The 19,186-nt window shown below is 28.1% G+C and carries 26 protein-coding genes and 2 other annotated features (1 of these 28 cut by a window edge); of the genes, 18 read left to right on the top strand and 8 right to left on the bottom strand.

The annotated features are described in order from the left end of the window. Positions 1–4: 4 nt before the first annotated feature. From QK892_RS03010 to QK892_RS03000, 3 genes are all read left to right on the top strand, one after another. On the top strand, positions 5–838 hold the full coding sequence (locus QK892_RS03010) for a carbohydrate ABC transporter permease (RefSeq protein WP_394854998.1): 834 nt from the start codon (positions 5–7) through the stop codon (positions 836–838). A gap of 155 nt (positions 839–993) precedes the next feature. Beyond that, positions 994–1,134: a hypothetical protein gene (locus tag QK892_RS03005; RefSeq protein ID WP_317272043.1), complete on the top strand. Its 141-nt coding sequence runs from the start codon at positions 994–996 to the stop codon at positions 1,132–1,134. 18 nt (positions 1,135–1,152) lie between these two features. Further along, positions 1,153–1,524: a DUF2500 domain-containing protein gene (locus QK892_RS03000; protein WP_317272042.1), complete on the top strand. Its 372-nt coding sequence runs from the start codon at positions 1,153–1,155 to the stop codon at positions 1,522–1,524. A gap of 88 nt (positions 1,525–1,612) precedes the next feature. On the opposite strand, the gene QK892_RS02995 is transcribed toward QK892_RS03000, so the two are convergent. Both QK892_RS02995 and QK892_RS02990 read right to left on the bottom strand, forming a co-directional pair. Then, the gene (locus QK892_RS02995; protein WP_317272041.1) at positions 1,613–1,858 is read right to left on the bottom strand and encodes a spore coat protein; all 246 of its coding nucleotides are present in this window, start codon (positions 1,856–1,858) and stop codon (positions 1,613–1,615) included. Between the two features lie 13 nt (positions 1,859–1,871). Beyond that, positions 1,872–2,045 carry a hypothetical protein gene (locus tag QK892_RS02990; protein ID WP_317272040.1) on the bottom strand — a complete coding sequence of 58 codons (174 nt, stop codon included), beginning with the start codon at positions 2,043–2,045 and terminating at the stop codon, positions 1,872–1,874. 108 nt (positions 2,046–2,153) lie between these two features. Further along, positions 2,154–2,376 (top strand) — a binding site (T-box leader). A 173-nt stretch (positions 2,377–2,549) separates the two neighbouring features. On the opposite strand from QK892_RS02990, the gene aspS reads away from it, so the two are divergent. The 4 genes from aspS (at position 2,550) to QK892_RS02970 (ending at position 6,370) form a co-directional block, all read left to right on the top strand. Further along, positions 2,550–3,836, top strand: a complete 1,287-nt coding sequence (aspS, locus tag QK892_RS02985; protein WP_317272039.1) for an aspartate--tRNA(Asn) ligase — start codon at positions 2,550–2,552, stop codon at positions 3,834–3,836. A gap of 222 nt (positions 3,837–4,058) precedes the next feature. After that, positions 4,059–4,337 carry a hypothetical protein gene (locus QK892_RS02980; protein WP_317272038.1) on the top strand — a complete coding sequence of 93 codons (279 nt, stop codon included), beginning with the start codon at positions 4,059–4,061 and terminating at the stop codon, positions 4,335–4,337. A 42-nt stretch (positions 4,338–4,379) separates the two neighbouring features. Continuing rightward, positions 4,380–5,336 (top strand): alpha/beta fold hydrolase, encoded by a 957-nt coding sequence (locus tag QK892_RS02975; protein ID WP_317272037.1) that lies wholly within the window; start codon positions 4,380–4,382, stop codon positions 5,334–5,336. 95 nt (positions 5,337–5,431) lie between these two features. Further along, positions 5,432–6,370 (top strand): alpha/beta fold hydrolase, encoded by a 939-nt coding sequence (locus QK892_RS02970; RefSeq protein ID WP_317272036.1) that lies wholly within the window; start codon positions 5,432–5,434, stop codon positions 6,368–6,370. Positions 6,371–6,481: 111 nt separating this feature from the next. On the opposite strand, the gene QK892_RS02965 is transcribed toward QK892_RS02970, so the two are convergent. Continuing rightward, entirely contained in the window at positions 6,482–6,718 is a 237-nt protein-coding gene (locus QK892_RS02965) for an RDD family protein (RefSeq protein WP_317272035.1), read from the bottom strand. Positions 6,719–7,182: 464 nt separating this feature from the next. Between QK892_RS02965 and QK892_RS02960 the strand changes: the two genes are divergently transcribed. Then, positions 7,183–7,638, top strand: coding sequence for a pyridoxamine 5'-phosphate oxidase family protein (locus QK892_RS02960; RefSeq protein ID WP_317272034.1), 456 nt, complete (start codon positions 7,183–7,185; stop codon positions 7,636–7,638). 151 nt (positions 7,639–7,789) lie between these two features. Here QK892_RS02960 and QK892_RS02955 read toward each other — a convergent pair whose 3' ends face one another. Then, positions 7,790–8,812, bottom strand: a complete 1,023-nt coding sequence (locus QK892_RS02955) for a 5'-3' exonuclease (RefSeq protein ID WP_317272033.1) — start codon at positions 8,810–8,812, stop codon at positions 7,790–7,792. 57 nt (positions 8,813–8,869) lie between these two features. Between QK892_RS02955 and QK892_RS02950 the strand changes: the two genes are divergently transcribed. After that, positions 8,870–8,992 carry a hypothetical protein gene (locus QK892_RS02950; RefSeq protein WP_317272032.1) on the top strand — a complete coding sequence of 41 codons (123 nt, stop codon included), beginning with the start codon at positions 8,870–8,872 and terminating at the stop codon, positions 8,990–8,992. Between the two features lie 18 nt (positions 8,993–9,010). On the opposite strand, the gene QK892_RS02945 is transcribed toward QK892_RS02950, so the two are convergent. Then, positions 9,011–9,730 carry a MerR family DNA-binding transcriptional regulator gene (locus QK892_RS02945; protein ID WP_317272031.1) on the bottom strand — a complete coding sequence of 240 codons (720 nt, stop codon included), beginning with the start codon at positions 9,728–9,730 and terminating at the stop codon, positions 9,011–9,013. Between the two features lie 191 nt (positions 9,731–9,921). On the opposite strand from QK892_RS02945, the gene QK892_RS02940 reads away from it, so the two are divergent. The 3 genes from QK892_RS02940 to QK892_RS02930 all read left to right on the top strand — a co-directional run bounded on the left by QK892_RS02940 (position 9,922) and on the right by QK892_RS02930 (position 11,134). Next, positions 9,922–10,287, top strand: coding sequence for a hypothetical protein (locus QK892_RS02940; RefSeq protein ID WP_317272030.1), 366 nt, complete (start codon positions 9,922–9,924; stop codon positions 10,285–10,287). 33 nt (positions 10,288–10,320) lie between these two features. After that, positions 10,321–10,848, top strand: coding sequence for a putative immunity protein (locus QK892_RS02935; protein WP_317272029.1), 528 nt, complete (start codon positions 10,321–10,323; stop codon positions 10,846–10,848). A 139-nt stretch (positions 10,849–10,987) separates the two neighbouring features. Continuing rightward, the gene (locus tag QK892_RS02930) at positions 10,988–11,134 is read left to right on the top strand and encodes a hypothetical protein (protein WP_317272028.1); all 147 of its coding nucleotides are present in this window, start codon (positions 10,988–10,990) and stop codon (positions 11,132–11,134) included. 447 nt (positions 11,135–11,581) lie between these two features. On the opposite strand, the gene QK892_RS02925 is transcribed toward QK892_RS02930, so the two are convergent. The 3 genes from QK892_RS02925 to QK892_RS02915 are packed head-to-tail and all read right to left on the bottom strand — an operon-like array spanning position 11,582 to position 12,695. Continuing rightward, positions 11,582–12,157, bottom strand: a complete 576-nt coding sequence (locus QK892_RS02925) for a manganese catalase family protein (RefSeq protein ID WP_317272027.1) — start codon at positions 12,155–12,157, stop codon at positions 11,582–11,584. Beyond that, positions 12,157–12,420 carry a spore coat protein CotJB gene (locus QK892_RS02920; RefSeq protein ID WP_317272026.1) on the bottom strand — a complete coding sequence of 88 codons (264 nt, stop codon included), beginning with the start codon at positions 12,418–12,420 and terminating at the stop codon, positions 12,157–12,159. Before QK892_RS02920 ends, QK892_RS02925 begins: the two co-directional genes overlap by 1 nt. Then, a complete protein-coding gene (locus tag QK892_RS02915) occupies positions 12,417–12,695 on the bottom strand; it encodes a spore coat associated protein CotJA (RefSeq protein WP_317272025.1) in 279 nt (92 codons plus the stop codon). The genes QK892_RS02920 and QK892_RS02915 overlap by 4 nt, the downstream gene beginning before the upstream one ends. A 244-nt stretch (positions 12,696–12,939) precedes the next feature. Between QK892_RS02915 and QK892_RS02910 the strand changes: the two genes are divergently transcribed. The 6 genes from QK892_RS02910 to QK892_RS02885 all read left to right on the top strand — a co-directional run bounded on the left by QK892_RS02910 (position 12,940) and on the right by QK892_RS02885 (position 19,140). After that, positions 12,940–14,304, top strand: a complete 1,365-nt coding sequence (locus QK892_RS02910; RefSeq protein ID WP_317272024.1) for an FAD-dependent oxidoreductase — start codon at positions 12,940–12,942, stop codon at positions 14,302–14,304. 63 nt (positions 14,305–14,367) lie between these two features. Beyond that, positions 14,368–15,234: a tRNA 2-thiocytidine biosynthesis TtcA family protein gene (locus QK892_RS02905; protein WP_317272023.1), complete on the top strand. Its 867-nt coding sequence runs from the start codon at positions 14,368–14,370 to the stop codon at positions 15,232–15,234. A gap of 302 nt (positions 15,235–15,536) precedes the next feature. Further along, entirely contained in the window at positions 15,537–15,725 is a 189-nt protein-coding gene (locus tag QK892_RS02900; RefSeq protein ID WP_317272022.1) for a DUF4250 domain-containing protein, read from the top strand. A gap of 20 nt (positions 15,726–15,745) precedes the next feature. Beyond that, positions 15,746–15,877, top strand: a complete 132-nt coding sequence (locus tag QK892_RS02895; RefSeq protein ID WP_317272021.1) for a hypothetical protein — start codon at positions 15,746–15,748, stop codon at positions 15,875–15,877. Positions 15,878–15,897: 20 nt separating this feature from the next. Next, positions 15,898–17,646, top strand: coding sequence for a putative bifunctional diguanylate cyclase/phosphodiesterase (locus QK892_RS02890; RefSeq protein WP_317272020.1), 1,749 nt, complete (start codon positions 15,898–15,900; stop codon positions 17,644–17,646). Positions 17,647–17,769: 123 nt separating this feature from the next. After that, positions 17,770–19,140, top strand: a complete 1,371-nt coding sequence (locus QK892_RS02885; protein WP_317272019.1) for an MATE family efflux transporter — start codon at positions 17,770–17,772, stop codon at positions 19,138–19,140. Positions 19,141–19,176: 36 nt separating this feature from the next. Further along, positions 19,177–19,186, top strand: a binding site (T-box leader); it runs 222 nt beyond the window's last position.

Here is a 19,186-nt window from a genome sequence, read left to right as displayed (position 1 = left end):
TAAAGTGAACATAAAAACAAAAAATGTAATATCTAAGATAGTAATATATACACTTTTAATAGGATTAGCTATTTTAATGTTAATTCCTTTTGCATGGATGCTATCAGCATCTTTACAGCTAAATAAAGATGTATTCAAATTTCCATTTGATTGGATACCTAATAATCCAGTTTGGAGTAATTATAAAGAAATATGGACAAGAATTCCTCTTGGGAAGTTTATTTTTAATACAACAAAATTAACAGTAATAATAACATTATTACAATTATTAACTAGTAGCTTTGCTGCATATGCCTTTGCTAAGTTACAATTTAAATATAGAGATAAGTTATTTTTATGTTATGTAGCAACAATTGCAGTTCCGTGGCAAGTATATATGGTACCACAATTTATAATGATGAGAGAATTAAATTTAAGTGATACTCATTTAGCATTAATTTTACTACAAGCATTTTCTGCTTTTGGGGTTTTCCTAATAAGACAATTTTATATGAGTATTCCAGATGAGCTTCTTGAAGCGGCAAGAATAGATGGATATAGCGAATATAAAATTTATTCTAGAATAATGCTACCTTTATCTAAACCAGCATTATCAACATTAACTATTTTTACATTTGTATCTGTATGGAATGACTTCATGGGACCATTAATATATATAAATTCCGAAGCAAAGAAGACTATACAAATTGGTATAAGAATGTTTATAACTCAATATTCTGCTGAATATTCACTGATTATGGCAGCATCTATTATTGCCTTAATACCGGTACTTATTATATTCTTATCACTTCAAAGATTTTTTGTAGAAGGGGTAGCTTCTACTGGATTAAAAGGATAATAGCATTTATAATAGTAAATATAGGATCTTATTAAGTATAATTTATTTAGATATATTTAATAAGATCCTTCATTTTATATTAAACTAAAAGATAATAATATAAGAACTTATAAATATAGTATTATAATAATATTTTTTTAGTAGGAGGAGAAAATTTGAATCAAACAAATTTGAAGAAATGCCCAGTTTGTGGCGCAAATATGAAAGAATATGAGTATGCATATGATAACAACCAGTATGGTAAGAAGTATTATAAATGTATGGAATGTGGACATAAAGAAAATACAATGGGGTAATTAATTTGGGAGGTTATTATGTATAATGAAGTTAATTCTTTTGATACTTTTTCAGGTATGTTTAGTTTAGTGTTTATTTTAATAATCGGTGTGATTATATTTTCAATAGTTAGAGGGATTAGTGAATGGTCATCAAACAATAAACAGCCTATTATTCCAGTAGATTCTATAGTTTCAGGAAAGAGAATTTCTGTTTCTCATCATAATCACAATACAGGAGATAATATGCATAGCTCAACTTCTACCACTTACTACGTAACGTTTCAGTTTGAAAATGGTGAGAGATTAGAGCTTAAAGTATCAGGAAAAGAATATGGTCTAATTTCAGAAGGAGATAGAGGTATATTATCTTTTCAAGGCACTAGATTCATAAGTTTTGAAAGAAAGTAATTACCTTAGTATGAAGGATATAAATATTATATGACTGCGAGTTTGAGTTTGCGAGGTCGCAAGAAATATACTATTTATATCCTTTTTTTTATTGCATTGTATTTTGTTGTTTAACTTGTTGAATTTTTTGTTGTTCTACTTGTTCTGCTGGATACCATCCTTTAGCTTCCATTTTTTTATAAACTTCATGCTGTATTTTTAAAGTTTCATGTAATAAATCATGAAACGCTTGATGTATATTTTCTGTCGAAGCTTCAGTGGTAGCATGTAAATACATATCAGTTGCACCTTTAGTTAACTGAAGTATGTTTTCATATAAGCATTTATCATCCATTTCTTAGTCCTCCTTATAATAGTGAAAATAGTTTTCCAAATAATTCTTTATGCTTAGCTTCATATTGAGTAACTAATGTTTTTAGTTCAGCATCTTGTAGTTTAGTTGCTGTTTCCTTACATAGTGTTTCCATAAATTTTTCATGTCCTAAACCATCAGTTATATAAAGTAATTCTTTTGAAGTCATAATAAATCACCTCCAACTATAGTATGTTTTAATTAGAAATTTTATATTCTAAACAATATTATTAAAAAACTGTTGACAGAAATTACAAAAAGGAATATTATATATTAAATAAATTCTAAGAAGGGAAGAGTAGATATATACTAGAATCCTTAGCGAGTGAAGGATGGTGAAAGCTTCATGATTAAGTAGTATCGAATGACATCCTGGAGAAGCTTATCTGAAATAAAGTAAGATAAGACGTGTTCTAGCGTTAATGGATTAGAGATAGTTTTAATATTATTATATTAAACTAAATTAGGATGGTACCGTGAACTAAGCCTTCACTCCTATTGGGAGTGGAGGATTTTTTATTTATAGCAAAATTTTAGGTATGGTATATTCTATTAGTTTTTATAATTAATTAAAATTAATAAGGGTGGTACCGCAATCATTAGTTGCCCCTTAAGCAGACGTGCTTAAGGGGATTTTTTATTTTTTAAAATTTATATTTAAAGGAGATTTAAAATGGAAAGAGTTATTGTAAATGAAATTAATAAATTTATAAACAAAAAGATTAAAGTAGAAGGATGGGTTTATAGAATAAGAAAGCTAAAAGAAATAACATTCTTAATTCTTAGAGATAGAACTGGCATAGTTCAATGTGTTATTGAAAATAAATCTATTAATATAGATAACATTAAGCTAGAATCAGTAGTAAGTATTTGGGGAGAAGTAAAGGCAAGTAAAAATGCTTTAAATCCATTTGAAATATTAGTTGAAGAAATCCATATTATTAGTGAAGCTGAAGAACTTCCAATTGAAATTAATAAAAAAGACTATAATGTAAACTTAGAAACTACTTTAAATAATAGAACTATAAGTCTAAGGCATGAAAAGGTAAATTCGACTTTTAAAATACAAAATATAATAGTTCAAAGTTTTAGAGAATTTTTAATAGAAAAAGATTTCACTGAAATTTTCACACCTAAAATAGTTGCAGAAGGAGCTGAAGGTGGGACAGAACTTTTTAAAGTCAAATACTTTGAAAGAACAGCATATCTAGCTCAAAGTCCTCAGTTTTATAAGCAAATGATGGTAGGAGCAGGTTTTGAGAGAGTTTTTGAAGTAGCTCATGTTTATAGAGCAGAAGAGCATAATACGAGCAGACATTTAAATGAGTATATTAGTATGGATTTAGAGTTTGGATTTATAGAAGATGAAAATGACATAATGGATTTAGAAGAGGAGCTTATAAAATATATACTAAAATCAGTAGAAAAAAAGGGAAGAAAATATTTAGAATTATTAAATGCTGAACTTCCAGAGATTAATGGAACTATTCCTAGAATAGAATTAAAAGAAGCAATTGAAATAATAGAAGAAAAGTACAATAAAAAGGGATTAGAAGGAGACTTAGATCCAGAAGCAGAAAAACTTATTTGCAAATATGCAAGAGAAGAATTAGGTTGCGATTTTATATTTATAACTAATTATCCAAGAAAAAAGAGACCTATGTATGCAATGCCTGTAGGAGAAGAAGGAACTAGAAGCTTCGATTTACTATTTAGAGGAGTAGAAATAACAACAGGTGGTCAAAGAATTCATAATTACAATATGTTAGTAAACAGTATAAAAGAAAGAGGTCTAAATCCTATTGACTATGAAGGATACACAGAAATATTTAAATATGGAATGCCAAGGCATGGAGGTTTAGCAATAGGCTTAGAAAGAATTACGGCACAGTTATTAAATCTAAGTAATATAAGAGAAGCATCATTAATTCCAAGAGATAGAACAAGAATAACTCCATAATTAAAATTTATTAAGAATATCTAGTTCTTATTTAGTATAGAATTATTATTCTAAGAAATAGATATTCTTTATTTACTATATATTATAAAGCTAGAGTGAATAGTTAAGATTAAAAATTTGTAGTAATTAATGAATTTACTTTAATGTATATAATCATTTTTCTGGAAAAATATGTTACAATTAATAAGGTTTTTAAATATACATTATTGGAGGTGAAAGCTTATGAATTTTAAAATTGGAGAAATGGAGACAAAGAAAATAGTAAAAAATATTTTTATAATTGGAATAATATATTTGGTTATTAATGCACTTGGTAGTTCTATTTTGTTATTTAATACTGTTCCAGCAGGGACAAAATTAATTTATTTTATTTATATCCTTGATGCAATAGGTACACCTATTATAGGTTTATTTGCATTAAGATTAGTATGTGAAATAGTATATAAAATACTAAAAGTTCTTGCTATCGTTATTCAAAATCATAGTAATAGAGAAGAGTAAATATATAATTAATTTAAACAAGTCTAAATATGAGGTGTAATAGTGAAGATAGGGAAGACAGTTATGCAAATATCTATCATAAGCATTATGATTGTAGTGATTATTATAATTATAAGCTATATTAATCATAGACTTCAGTTAAAAAAAGAAGAGATTTTATTCACCCCATTAGGAGATATTGTTGAAGTAAATGGAAATAAGATGAGTGTTTTTATAGAGGGTGAAGGAAAAAACACATTAGTTTTTATGTCTGGTGGTGGGACAAGTTCTCCAATTCTTGATTTTAAGTCTTTGTATTCACAGTTAAGTGATGATTATAAAATCGTAGTAATTGAGAAATTTGGTTATGGATTTAGCGATATTGTTGATGAAAAGAGAGATATAGATAGTATATTAGCTGAAACAAGAGATGCATTGTCAAAGGCAGGGATAGAAGGACCATATATATTGTGTCCACATTCTATGTCAGGAATAGAAGCTATATATTGGGCACAACAATATCCTCAAGAAGTAAAAGCTATTGTAGGTTTAGATATGGCTGTTCCTAATGCTTATTCAGATTATCATATTAATATGCCTTTATTAAAAATCAGTTCAATTGCTGTACAGATAGGAATAACAAGATTTATTCCAGGTATATCAGAAAGTGATGCAATAAAACATGGAAATTTAAATAAAGAAGAAAAAGAAATATATAGATCAATATTTTACAGAAGAACAGCGACTAAAACTATGCTAAATGAAGCAGAAGAAATTAAAAATAATGCACTAATAGTTAAAGAAGGGGGGAATGTAGATAGTCCAATTTTAATGTTTTGCTCCAATGGGAAAGGAACAGGTTGGAGTGAAGAAGAATGGGAAGATTTCCAGTATGATTTTATAAAAGAAATTGAAAAAGGAAATTTAATAAAGTTAGAGTGTAGCCATTATGTTCATAATTATGAGTATGAAAAAATTGCAGAAGATATAAGATCTTTCCTTGAACAAATAGACGAGTAAGTTTTATTTCTCCAGAACACTAAAGAGTTTAATATTAATTTCGTAATAGGTATAAATTATAAAAAATAAAATTAAATATTTTAGGAGGATATTAAATGTATCTTTATTCAGAGGAATATGTAAAATTAAACGGGATAGAGCATTATTTTTTGCATTACCCAAATAAATCAGATGTTGTAATACTTTTTCTCCACGGTGGTCCTGGTCAAACTGAATCTTTTTGGGCTTATAAAACAAAGGATGAACGTCTGAAATGTAACATTGTTTATTATGACCAAAGGGGAGCAGGAAAAACTCAATTAAAAAGTCCTTCAACTATGGAAGATGTTAATTTAGAAAATTTATTACAGGATTTACAGGAAGTTATCCAATATGTAAAAAGAAAGTACCTCACAAATAAAATTATTTTATTAGGTCATTCTTGGGGAAGTGTTTTGGGAACGTGTTATATAAAAAAATATCCTCATGATGTTTTGTGCTATGTAGGAATGGGTCAAGTTGTTGACTTTATGTTGGGTGAAAAATTAAATTATGATAAACTTGGACAAAGCTTAGAGAGTTCCAACGATAAAAGAAATATAAAGAAATATCAACAGTTTAAGGGATATCCATATAATCTTACAAAGGAAAATTTATTAAGTTCTATCTTAGATTTCCGAAAGTTACAGGGTAAATACGGATTAACAGGAGATGTATGGAATCAGACTAAAATTATGCTTAAAAGCCCTATTGTAGGTGTAAAAGACTTTATAAACTTGATTAATTATAAAAAAGATATGAATACATCAAAAAATCTTATAGAGTATTTACTTACTTATAGTATTATTAATGATAAGGATTATCGACTTCCTATTTATTATATTTGCGGACGAAATGATTGGCAAGTGCCAAGCACACTGGTGAATGATTATTTTGAAACTATTAATGCACCAAAGAAGAAACTGTATTGGGTTGAAAATGCAGGGCATTTAACAGATATTGATAATCCATATGGATTTAATAATGCTTTATTAGACATAATCAACAGTTTATAAGCTATATAAACTATTGCAAATTAATAGATGTTGTTATGAAACTACCTTTATTTTTATTTTAACCGTACTTTTTTTAATATATAAAGCCAGTATAATTTCTAATTATAATGGCTAAAAATTTATACTTAATTTAAGCAATTTTCCGATAGTCCTGCCTTTAAATGCTACAAGCTGAATAAATTCAATAACTAATATAACTAAAAAAATTATAATGCTTGTAACAACTTCATTTTGAATACCCAAAAATAAAAATATAAGTGCTAGAGGTATCATTAATAATATATACAAAACGTGGTCTATCAGGAAGGCAATGGCCCTTTTGTTTAAGGACGCATAATTCGTATTCATAAAATCCCTCCATTTAATTTTTTTTAGTTAAAAAATATAATCTATTTATAATACTCTTAAATGTTCAATAAAAGACATTTCTATCACAATTATTTATAAGTTATTTTAAATTATGGCACTAAAAAACTATTTTGGAAGATGACTAAAACATCTATAAATTGATTTTATATTAGGTTATGTTTTAAGGGAATATTGAAGTGTAATTAATAAATATAATAAGTTGATAAATACATTTATCACGAGAAAACTGAAAGAACTAAAAATTTGATGACCCAAGGTAGTACACAGCATATTTATACAATAATAAAAAGATTTAAGACGAGATAGCCGATATGTATATAAATTTAATTATATTTACATAATTACTGGAATTATAAACCATAAATTATGTATAATAAAAATATAAAATACCGAACGATTGTTTAATCATATTTTTAAGTAACATAGGGATAGAGGGAGATTATATGGAAAATTTCAACTATAAAATTAAAGATTTTTATAAAGGACTTGGTAGTGGTAAAAACATGGTACTATCTACATTGCATAATAATAGGGTTTCATCTAGAATGATGAGCATTGTTTTGATAAATGGTATATTTTATTTCCAAACAGACAAAACTTTTAGAAAATATGAGCAAATAAAAAACAATCCTAATATTGCTTTATGCATTGATAATATTCAGATTGAAGGGATATGTCTAGAGGTAGGTCACCCTTTAAGCAACAATGAGTTTTGTAGAATTTTTGAGAAGTGTTTTAAAGGTTCTTATGATACCTACTCTGCATTAAAAAATGAGAGATTATTTAAAGTTAAACCTACTTATATTGAGAAATGGGAATATAAAAATGGTAAACCATTTATAGAAATTATTGATATCGAAAACAAAGTATACAAAAATATGTTATATGAAGGTAATTAAAGTATCGACTACTGCATTTATTGAATTATAAATTAAAAATATTATGTTTTAAATATAAAGTGGACAAATAATTGAACTGCTCCATGTCTTCTTCACAGGGAGCAGTTCAATTTGATATGTTACGGTATCAACACTGGTTTGAAATAGAACCTTACATTAAACTTTTAATTTCCAAATCTAATAATCTATTCTTAAGTAAATCATTATTGATATCTAACTTTACATCATCTAATTCTATATCTTTAATAGATTCTATATCTGTTTTTATAGTGGCAAGTTTCTTACTTAAAAACGCAGATTCCTTTCCTTCTAGAAGATTTTTAATTGGACTTCTAGATATTCCAAGTGTTTCTTTGAAGAATTTAGCTAGTTCTTTTTGTTCTTTATCATTAAGGCCTTCTATAATTTCATAGATAGTTTCTATATTACCATATTCTCTTAGGAGAGGTACAACAGCTTTAGGACCTACCCCCTTAACTCCAGGAATATTATCACTAGAATCACCACATAAAGCCTTATACTCGACTATTTGATATGGCTCTATCTCTTTAATGTCCATTAAAGAGGTTAAGGTGTATTCAAATGCTCCAGATGGAACATTAAATTCTTTGGGATTTAAACCCATCTCATCAAACATTTCATGTGCCTTTGAAGTAACAAGCCAAACAGAACTACGTTCTGAAATTAATTGGAGATAATCTTCATCCTTTGTATAAAGCTTACAAGATATTTCATCTTCAAATCTTTTTACTAGAGAACCAGCAAAGTCATCTGCCTCATAAATTATTTCATCTTCGAAAGAACTTTTAAATTGAGGAATAAGTCCTTCTAATAAATCTTGAGTAGTTTTAAATTGCTCTTTAAGTGGCCCAGGGGTTTCCTTTCTAGTTCCCTTATAATCTTCACTTAATTGTGTCTTTCTAAAGCTATTACGACTTATATCCCAAACTACAGCTAAATGTGTTGGCTTTTGTTCCTTAATTAGTTTAAGTAGTGTTTTCATGAAGGTATACACACCATTAGTATATCTACCATCTGAAGTCTTTAATAGCTTACTTAAAGCTTTAGCTCTATCCTCTTCTGTTTTAGCCATAAGATAAGCAGGTCCTACTGTACCATAGAAACTTGTACTAAGTAAGCTAGAACCATCCACAATTAATAAGTTTTTATGCATAACATACCTCCATGTTTTGTTGATTTAAGCAATTTATTATATCACAAGAAAGTTTCTTTGAATAAGGTTTTCTCTTTAAATGGGTGTAGCTCTGAAAGGAAACTAAAACTTAATAGATTAGACATAGATGCAACAATACAATCTAATGGGGATATGAAGAGTCAGTTTGTTAAAGAGTAAATGCAATAAATTTATAGTTTATCTATGATCTTTGATTATTAGATCATAAAATGATGATATAGCTTTTATCATCTCTAAATTAACCTTATTTAAATATAGTTTCATATTTTCTATTAATTCCATTATATTTGAATCGTTACAGATAAAGGTTTCAAGCTCTTTTTTTAACATTTCCATATTGTAATAGTTATGTTTTGTTTTTAAAGAATACTTTAGAGCATGTATAATTAGTATTTTCTTAATTTGATTTTCATCAAATAATCTATAATTATTCTCCTGCCCTCTAACTGATGAAATTAATCCAATATTTTCCCAATAGCGTATTGTTGTAATATTTACATCTGTAATTTTACTTATTTCATTTATTGTCAGTAATTCATTTTTGCCTTTTTGCATATTATTATCTTTATCATTCAGAGTATTAATAAGATTTAGTGATACTCTTTCTAATCTCAATTTCTCATTATATAAATCAGATTGAGATTTAGTAATCATCCATAATGCTTTATCTAAATTTCCTTTCATATGCTCCTTCAGCAATTCTCCAGTAAATACTAAACTGTAACCTTTTATCATTTTCCTAATACATGTAAAATAATTAAGGTGAATTTCTGTAAATATCCTATATCCAGAAGCATTTCTTTTAACAGGTGGGATAATTCCCATATCTTCATATATTCTAAGTGTTGATGTACTAATATTCAATTTTCTAGCTATATCTATAGGTCTATATTCCATTTTATACTCCTTTATTAGAAAACATTAAATAATATTATAAAGTTATTTAATATAAATCCTTGTATTTATCTCATTATACTTCATAAAAGTTTATAAGTTCATTAATGTTATATAATTAAATTGTAACAATATATTTGTTTAATAGAAATAAAAATATTCATTTAATATGGATTTTTAAGGAGGAAAGTATTATGATTAATTATACAAGAGAAGAATTGGCGAATGCTCTAAGTATTGTATCTTCAACAATTATCAATTGCGAAAAATTTCAGCCGAAATTTGAAGAAGGTACTCCTCAGCACTCATTACTTAAGAATAGGATAAAAGCACTGTACATTTCCAAAGTATTAATAACTGGTGAAAACATTATTGACACATATTCAAAAGAAGAGTTGATAGAAGCTCTTCCACCTGTAACTTCAGTTATTAGTAAATGTGAAAAGGCAAATCAAAAGTTTGAGAAGGGGACAGTAAGCTATAATCGAACTAAGAAGATAATTGATGCTATGTATATAGCAAAATCATTAATAACAAATGAAATTAGTAAAAGAAGTTAAATTAGAATTTTAAAATTTGAAAGGAAAATCATTATGACTAAATTAAGAAAAATGCTAGGAGATGTTAATTCTGAGGAATGTATTTCTTTAAGGAACCTGATTGATACACAAAACAAAACTACATTAGCAACTTGGGCTATACAGTATGCTAAAGATAACTATCTAGAAGTTTACCAAGCAGAGTGTCCTGATGATTTACGATTGGATTATATAATATTGTCTTGCCAAAAATATTTAAAAGGCGAAATAAAAATTAATGAAATAAAACTTATTATCAAAGAAGCAAATCAAATTGCACGTGATGCTACAGATAACACAATAGCACAAATAGCAGCTAGAGCTATTTCTACAGCTTGTTCTACAATTCAGACACCGACAAGTGCATTAGGATTTCTATTTTATGGTGCAGCTACTGTTGCATACAGTCAAGGCGGACTTACTAAAACTAAAGAGGTTTATGATGAGTTAGCCACGGATGAATTTAAAAGAGCTTTAAGCTCTTTACAAGAAGTTTCTATCCCAAATGAACAGCGTCCAGTCAAATTAAAGTGGAATTGTTAAATTAAATTTTAATACTGTGGAATTATAGAGTAAAAAGTGGCTAACATACTAAAATACTGTATTATTAAGAAAAAGAATATGCAGTATTTTTATTTGTTACTTCAAAAATAATATGTAGTCTGAAAAAGGAGGAGAATTTATGGGCTTTGGAGAATGGTCTTCATGGCAAGTTTTCACGTTTATTTTTTGTGTTAGTATTGCATTTATCATTGCTGCCGCACTTACTATTGGTGCTATGATTACTGTTAAGATAAATAGGCGTCGTGATAATAAAAAAGATGAGTAATATTAATATATAGTTAAATAAATAATAAAAATATTTTTGAAGATTAAATAGTATGATATTTAGTAAAATATGTTGTAATGTTTGTATAGTACCCCTAGTTAATAGGGGGTGAATATAATGTTGTGTTGACTTGGAGGGAAGCGATAGAGTAAACAGGACCCAATATTAGTTATAGCTTATAAACAAATTAGAATAAAGGTTCTAAATTTAGCTCGCTAAATTTATTCCTTCAATTAAAAAGGATATAATGTTATATTAATGCGACTTGGAGCGAAACGACGGAGTTAACAAGAACTAATACTAGTTATATCTTATAAATAGATTATAATAAAGTTTCTAAATTTAGCTTTGCTAAATTTATTCCTTTAGTTAATGGAGTGTGAATATAATGTTGTGTTGACTTGGAGCGAAGCGACGGAAAAAGCAACATTATATTCACACGGAACTTTATTTACAGAAATCAGTTAGTTTAGTATTGTCTTGTACATCAACTAATGCTTCACCGAATCTTTGGAAGTGTACTACTTCTCTTTCTCTTAAGAAGCCTAATATTTTTCTTATTTCAACATCATCAGTTACATTCATTAACCATTCATAAGTAGCTCGAGCTTTTTGTTCTGCAGCCATATCTTCTGTTAAATCTGTTATTATATCTCCTTTACATTGAATATAAGTTGCAGTAAATGGATTTCCAGTAGCGTCAGTATAGAATAATCCTTTACCATGGTCAGCATAATGCCCATCTAATCCAGCAGCTGTAATTTCATCAATTGAAGCATTTTCCATTATTTGATGCACCATTGTTGCCATAATTTCCACATGAGCAAGTTCCTCAGTGCCTATATCAGTTAGGAGAGCTTTTGCTTTATTAGTAGGCATTGAATATCTTTGATTTAAATATCTAAGAGCAGCAGCTAACTCTCCATCTGGTCCACCATATTGAGTTACAAGGAGTTTAGCCATTCGTATGTCAGTAGATTTTAGATTAACAGGATGTTCTAAAGTCTTAACATAATACCACATTATTTTTTACCTCCTTTTGAATTTTCCCATGGCCAAGGGGAGTTAACCCATTCATCAGGATTATTAAAATAAGCAGAGCCAAAGTTTGTTAAAGGGCCATATTCTTTTTCATAATTCCAAATAGTTTTTTTTAGTTCGCTAGATACTTTATCAAAATCAGCAGTAGCTTGTTCACAGCATGGATTTGTATCTAAATATAAATTGAGATCGATTAAAAAAAACTGTAACTTTTGGATAATTTCTAAATATTCATGTCTTTTCATTCTTTATCAAAACCTCCTACATATTTAACTTCACAATAAGGACTATAGAGGTCTTTAAAGATAGTGCCAGCATCAAAGGAATCATTTATAGTAAATAAATTTCCATAGGGCTGCAAATTAACGAAAGCCTTTCCATAAACATGAGGAGTAAAAACTTTATAGGATTCATAACAGTTTTTATCCTTATCCTCACATGTAGTGTTGCAGTAATCTTTACCAGGGTTATTTATACAGTCTTTGCATTTATCGCAATCATCATCTTTACGATAGTACATAAAAAACATCCTTTCAATTAATAAACTCTAATAATAACCTATGTCAAAAAAAGGCATATGTGATTATAAATTAAGTAAAAGTTATAAAATTGGTGAGAGTGGAAGTAGATTTAAATATAATATGAAGGCGACTTGGAGCTCTTAATGTCGAAATGAATATTATATTTATCTCCCTTTTTTATTTGATTTTAAATATTGATATGATATTATCTTATAGAGAATATTTTTTACAGAAGGTGATTTGATGAATAGTGTTGATTATACGGGACTGACTGGGAAAATAGTTACCAAGGCAAGTGAAGAGTATAATGAAAGCATTATGGCTTGGAATAGAGCTATAGAGAGACATCCATTAGTTATAGTATATTGTTACAATGAAGAGGATGTTATAAATGCTATAAAGTGGTCTAGAGAAAACTCAAAGGAAATTAGAGTAAGATCTGGGGCTCATAGTTATGAAGGATATTCTACTGGTGATGATGTAGTTGTAATAGATGTTAGTAATATCAATAATATTAAAATAAATGAAGAAAAAGGACATGTAAAGATTGGAGGAGGAGTTAGAAACAGAGAAGCCTATGAAGCTTTAGGGAAAAAAGGATATGCTTTTCCAGGTGGTGGATGTCCAACTGTTGGAGTTCCAGGTTTAATCTTAGGCGGTGGGTGGGGCTACTCGTCTAGATATCTAGGATTAGCATCTGATAGTTTACTTGAAGCAGAAATAATCGATTATAAAGGTGAAAAACTGATTGTAAATAAAGATGAAAACAAGGACTTGTTCTGGGCTATAATGGGAAGTGGTGGATGTAACTTTGGTATAATAACATCTATGACACTAGCCTTGAAAAAGAAAGAGGAAAGCGGGAGTTCAATATATATTAATTATCCAGATGCAAGTAATGAAATACTTCTTAAAGTAATATTAAAACTTCAAGAATTGTATAAAGACTTAGATAGAAGGATGAATTTAAAGACTGCTTTATATAATTCTAGTGAAAAAGGTAGAGGGGTAAAATTAACAGGATTATTTTATGGTAATTCCAGTAAAGCTCAAGAAATATTAAAACCACTGATAGATATAACTGAAAAGATTGAAGTAAATATTGAAGATAAAAGCATTTTAGAATGTAATAGATGGATTCAAGATAGTCATCCAGATTATGAAAAATATAAGTCAACTGGTAGATTTTTAAATAAAGATTTTAGCAAAGAAGAAATAGAAAAACTTATAGGGATAATAAGTAAACCTGCAGATGGATTTTATTATACTGCAGTATCTTTTTATGGAGCAGGTGGAGCTATTTCTGACATAGACAAGTCATCTACAGCTTATTATTATAGAGATGCAAAATTCATTATAGGAATTCAATCTGTCTGGGAAGAAGATATTTATGCAGAAAATAATAAAGAGTGGGTAAAAGATAATTTTATTACGATAAAGAATATTACGGAAGGCTCTTTTGTTAATTTTCCAATAGATGAATTGGATGATTTTGAAAAGGAGTATTATGGAGATAACTTAAAAAAATTAAGGGGAATAAAAGCTAAATATGATCCTTATAATATTTTTGATTATCCACAAGCTATAAAAGTTAAGAGACAGGAATAAGATTAAAGACATTCTGAATAAATGGTGATATAATTGATAAAGATTATTAAATGAGGTGATAAATTGATTAATATAGCAGGTAAAGGCTGTGAAAGACTTGTTCCTACTGAAGAAAAAAAGCCTTTAGAGGAAATAGAACGTAGCCTTGTTAAGAAATATAGAAAGCATATATGGACTAAGTTCGTTAGAGCTGTTAAGGATTATAATCTTGTAGAAGAAGGAGACAAAATAGCTGTAGCTATTTCTGGAGGAAAGGATTCATTATTAATGGCTAAGTGTTTCCAAGAATTAAAGAAGCATGGTCAAATGAATTTTGAATTAGAGTTTATTGCAATGGATCCAGGATACCATCCGCAAATAAAAGAATTACTTATAGAAAATTGTGAACATCTAGGAATACCAGTACATATCTATGAAGGGAAGGTATTTGAGGTTGTTGATAAGATGGCAAGAGATTATCCATGTTATCTTTGTGCAAGAATGAGAAGAGGATCTTTATATAATAAGGCAAAGGAGCTTGGATGTAATAAGTTAGCCTTAGGTCATCATTATAATGATGTTATAGAAACTACTCTTTTAAATGTTCTTTATGCTGGTAACTTTAAAACTATGTTACCTAAGTTTAAATCAGCGAATTTTACTGAAATGGAACTTATAAGACCATTATATTATATAGAAGAAGATTATATAAAGAGATTCACAAATAACGCAGGTATTTGGCCATTAAATTGTGCATGCATGGTAGCAGCAGAAAAAATTGGGAATAAGAGATATGAAATTAAAGAACTTATTAAGGAACTTAAAAAGAACTTTGATGGTGTAGAAAAGTCTATATTTAAAGCTGCTGAAAATGTTAATTTAGATTCTATTCTAGGGTGGGAAAAGGATGGAATTAAAACAAAATATTTAGAAGTTTACGACGAGGAATAAATAACGCTATATTATTTATACTAATGGTATAGCGGAGGTGATTTTATGGCTAAAAAAGGTCAAGAGGCAACTTGGGAAAATAAGAGATATAAATCTCCTAAAAAAAGCGAAGCTTCTAAAGTACCAGAAGTTAAATAAATAGTGTTTTATATAAAACTGCTTAAAAGATGAATCTTATAAGCAGTTTTTATCAATACTCAGATTTTACCACTTTATTATGATATTTTACTTTTTTTATTAAAAAATATATGTTATATTTTATTTGAGATAAAAGTTATATTTATGCAAAAAGGAGAAATATTATGGATAAGGAACAATATAAATCTATGGATCCTAATATTTTATTTAGTATTGTAAATATGAAGCTTAGGGACTTCTATTCTAATTTAGATTCTTTATGTGATGATATGGAAATTAGTAAAGAAGAACTAATAGAAAAAATGAATAAAATTGGATATAAATACGACGAAACTATTAATCAGTTTAGATAAGTATGTTAGGAGGAATAAAAGTGAAACTAAAAAATTTTGGGAAGTTAGCAGTAGCACTTGCAGCAGGAGCAGCTTTAGTAGCAACTTTGATTAATGATAAGAAGGAAAATGGTAAAGAGGACGAAGAAATAATAGAGGAAAAGCAAAATTAGCTTTAAAGAGGATTTTTATTATGATTAGGGAAAATGATTATAACAAGGATGTTGGTTCCCTTAAGAGAAAAACAAACAATTTTTTTAGTGAGGATAAAGAGGAATTCTTATTAAAATTTAAGAATTCCTTTATAAATTCTATAAAAGGCCTTTTTATTTATGCAAATAAAAAAGAAGACTTAATTATATTTTATGGGAACAATAAAGAGATTATTGGGTACGAAGATAAATTTATAATATTTAATTTTGATGAAGTAAAAAGATTTATACATAAGGACTATTTAGACAATTTTCTTTATGAATTAAAGAATAGTACTGAAGATATAGAGTTAAAGATTATAAATATCTTTAAAGAAGAGGTTTGGATCAAAATAAGTGGGTTTTCTAAAGAAGATAAGGACGGAAATATTTTAGAGTTTGAAGGTTATATACATAATATTACTAATGAAAAGGATTCAAAATTAAAACTAGAGTATATTAGCTTATATGATGAATTGACCGGATTAAATAATAGAAAACATTTTAAGAGTATAATTGAAAATCAACTGAAAGAGCATACTTTACTAGAAAGTAGAGGAGCTTTAATAATAATTGATATAGATAATTTTAAATATATAAATGATTCATATGGTCATAATTGTGGAGATAAGTTTCTTAAAAAGTTTTCGGAGGATTTAAAAAAATATTTAAATTCTAGGGAATTATTATGTAGATTTGGCGGAGATGAATTCATAATATTTATCCCTCATATTTCTAATTTTCGAGATATAAAGGAAGTAGTAAAAAAAATTACTGAAATTTTAAAATCCCCATATAGTATAAATAATAATGAAGTTTTTGCTTCTGCAAGTATAGGAATTGCTGTTTTTCCTGATGATGGGGAAGAATTCGAGGGATTACTTAAAAATGCTGATGCAGCTATGTATGCGGCTAAAAGCAACGGAAAAAACCAATGGGAGATGTTTAACAGCAATATATCAAAAGAAATAAATAGAATATATTCTATTCAAAGAGGTCTTCGTACAGCCTTGGATAATAATGAAATGTTTGTAGTTTTTCAACCAAAGGTTAGATTAACAGATAATGAAATTGATGGTTTTGAAGCTTTACTTAGATGGGAAAGTTCAGAAATTGGTTTCGTAGGTCCTGCAGAGTTTATTCCTGTAGCCGAGAGTACAAGATTAATTATTCCTATAGGGAAATTTGTATTAAGAGAAGTATTTATGAAAATAAAGTATTTGCTATCTCAAGGATATGATGATTTTAAAATTGCAGTTAATCTGTCAGAAATACAGTTAAGAGAAGGGGATTTGCTAGAATACCTAAAACAATTAATTGAAGAATTTGAAGTTTCACCTGAATACATAGAAATCGAGATTACCGAAAGTATGATAATGAAGTCTATAGATAGGAATATAGATTATTTAATGAAAATAAAGGAGTTAGGAGCATCTATTGCATTAGATGACTTCGGAACTGGATATTCATCATTAAACCATTTAACAAAATTGCCTATCGATGTTTTAAAGATAGATAGAAGTTTTGTTGTTGATATGATCAAAAATGATAAAAGTAAGTATATAGTCGAAAAAATTATTCAATTATCACATAAACTAGGGATTACTGTTGTTGCAGAAGGTGTCGAGGAAAAAGAACAAGTAGATTATTTAAAAAGTATAGAATGCGATACTGTGCAAGGATATTATTATAGTAGACCTGAGAATTTTGAAAATGTAATAACGATGTTAAATAAATATATTAATAAATAAAAAGACAAAATTACTTCTTAATTTGAAAAAAAGATTACAGCTATAATATAAATCTTCTAATTATACTGTAACTTTAACTTTCTTGTTTTGAAGTTTTTTTATGATATTTTTAGGGGGTGTAGTATGAAAAAATCAGTAGATTTAGTGTCAGGAAATATAGCTAGTACGTTAATTAAATTGTCACTTCCTATTTTAGGAACTTCATTTATACAGATGGCATATAACATGATAGACATGATTTGGGTAGGAAGAATAGGAAGTAATGCAGTAGCGGCGGTTGGAACTGCTGGATTTTTTACGTGGTTTGGGAGTGCCTTGGTATATATTTCGAGGATAGGAGCAGAAATAGGAGTATCTCAAGCTATAGGAAAAAAAGATATAAAGGAAAAGAATAAATTTATTTATAATAGTTTGTTGATAAATATATCGATAGCTTTATTTTATACAATAATTTTAATAATATTTAGAAATCAATTAGTAGGATTTTTTAATTTAGGAAATTCTGAAATTATTAATATGGCAATAAGCTATTTAATTGTAGTTTCTATTGGAATGATATTTAGTTTCTTAAATTCATTATTCACAGGTATTTTTAATGCTTCAGGAAGCAGTAGAATTCCTTTTTTTATTAATACAGTAGGCTTAATAGTTAATATTGTATTTGATCCAATACTTATTTTTGGTATTTTTGGATTTCCATCCCTTGGTGTAGTGGGTGCAGCTTTAGCTACAGTAGGAGCACAGGCATTAGTAACATTAATTTTTATTATTGCTTTTATTAAAAATGGATATAGCCTGGGAATAAAAAATAAAAAGTACATAGATAAAAAAATAGTTTTTAAGATATGTAAACTTGGAATACCAACAGCTCTTCAAAATTGTTGTTTTTGTTTCTTTGCCATGATTATAGGAAGGATAGTATCCTCATGGGGACCAGTTGCTATTGCAGTGCAAAAAGTAGGTTCTCAAATAGAAGCGATATCATGGATGACTGCAGAAGGATTTGCAGCAGCTTTAACTGCATTTGTTGGGCAAAATTATGGAGCAAATAGATGGGATAGAATATTAAAGGGTTATAAGGTAACTATGATAGTAGCGTCTTGTGTAGGAGTATTTGCTACTATACTATTGATATTTGGGGGTAAAAGTATTTTTTCAATATTTATCCCTGAGGCAGAAGCAATTGAAGCTGGAGCAGTTTACCTTAAAATTCTAGGCTTTTCACAACTTTTTATGTGTATTGAAATAACTACAGCAGGAGCTTTTAATGGACTTGGCAGAACTGTAACTCCTTCATGGGTAAGTATAATATTAACAGGTCTAAGAATACCTTTTGCAATTGCTCTAAGTAGTATAGTTGCATTAGGATTAAATGGGGTTTGGTGGAGTATTAGTGGTACAAGTATAATCAAAGGAATATTATTATTAAATTTATTTATTTTTATGGTTATAATACCAAATAGAAAAAATATTCTGAAAACTATTGACAAATAAATTTTATAGGAATATTATAATAATAAATTAAAAAAGATGAATCCAT

The sequence above is a fragment of the Clostridium lamae genome, from assembly GCF_033043255.1.
GTDB classification, from domain to species: domain Bacteria; phylum Bacillota; class Clostridia; order Clostridiales; family Clostridiaceae; genus Clostridium; species Clostridium lamae.
The sequence above is the reverse complement of the archived record's forward strand: the minus strand, read 5'-3'. Positions and strand labels throughout refer to the sequence as shown.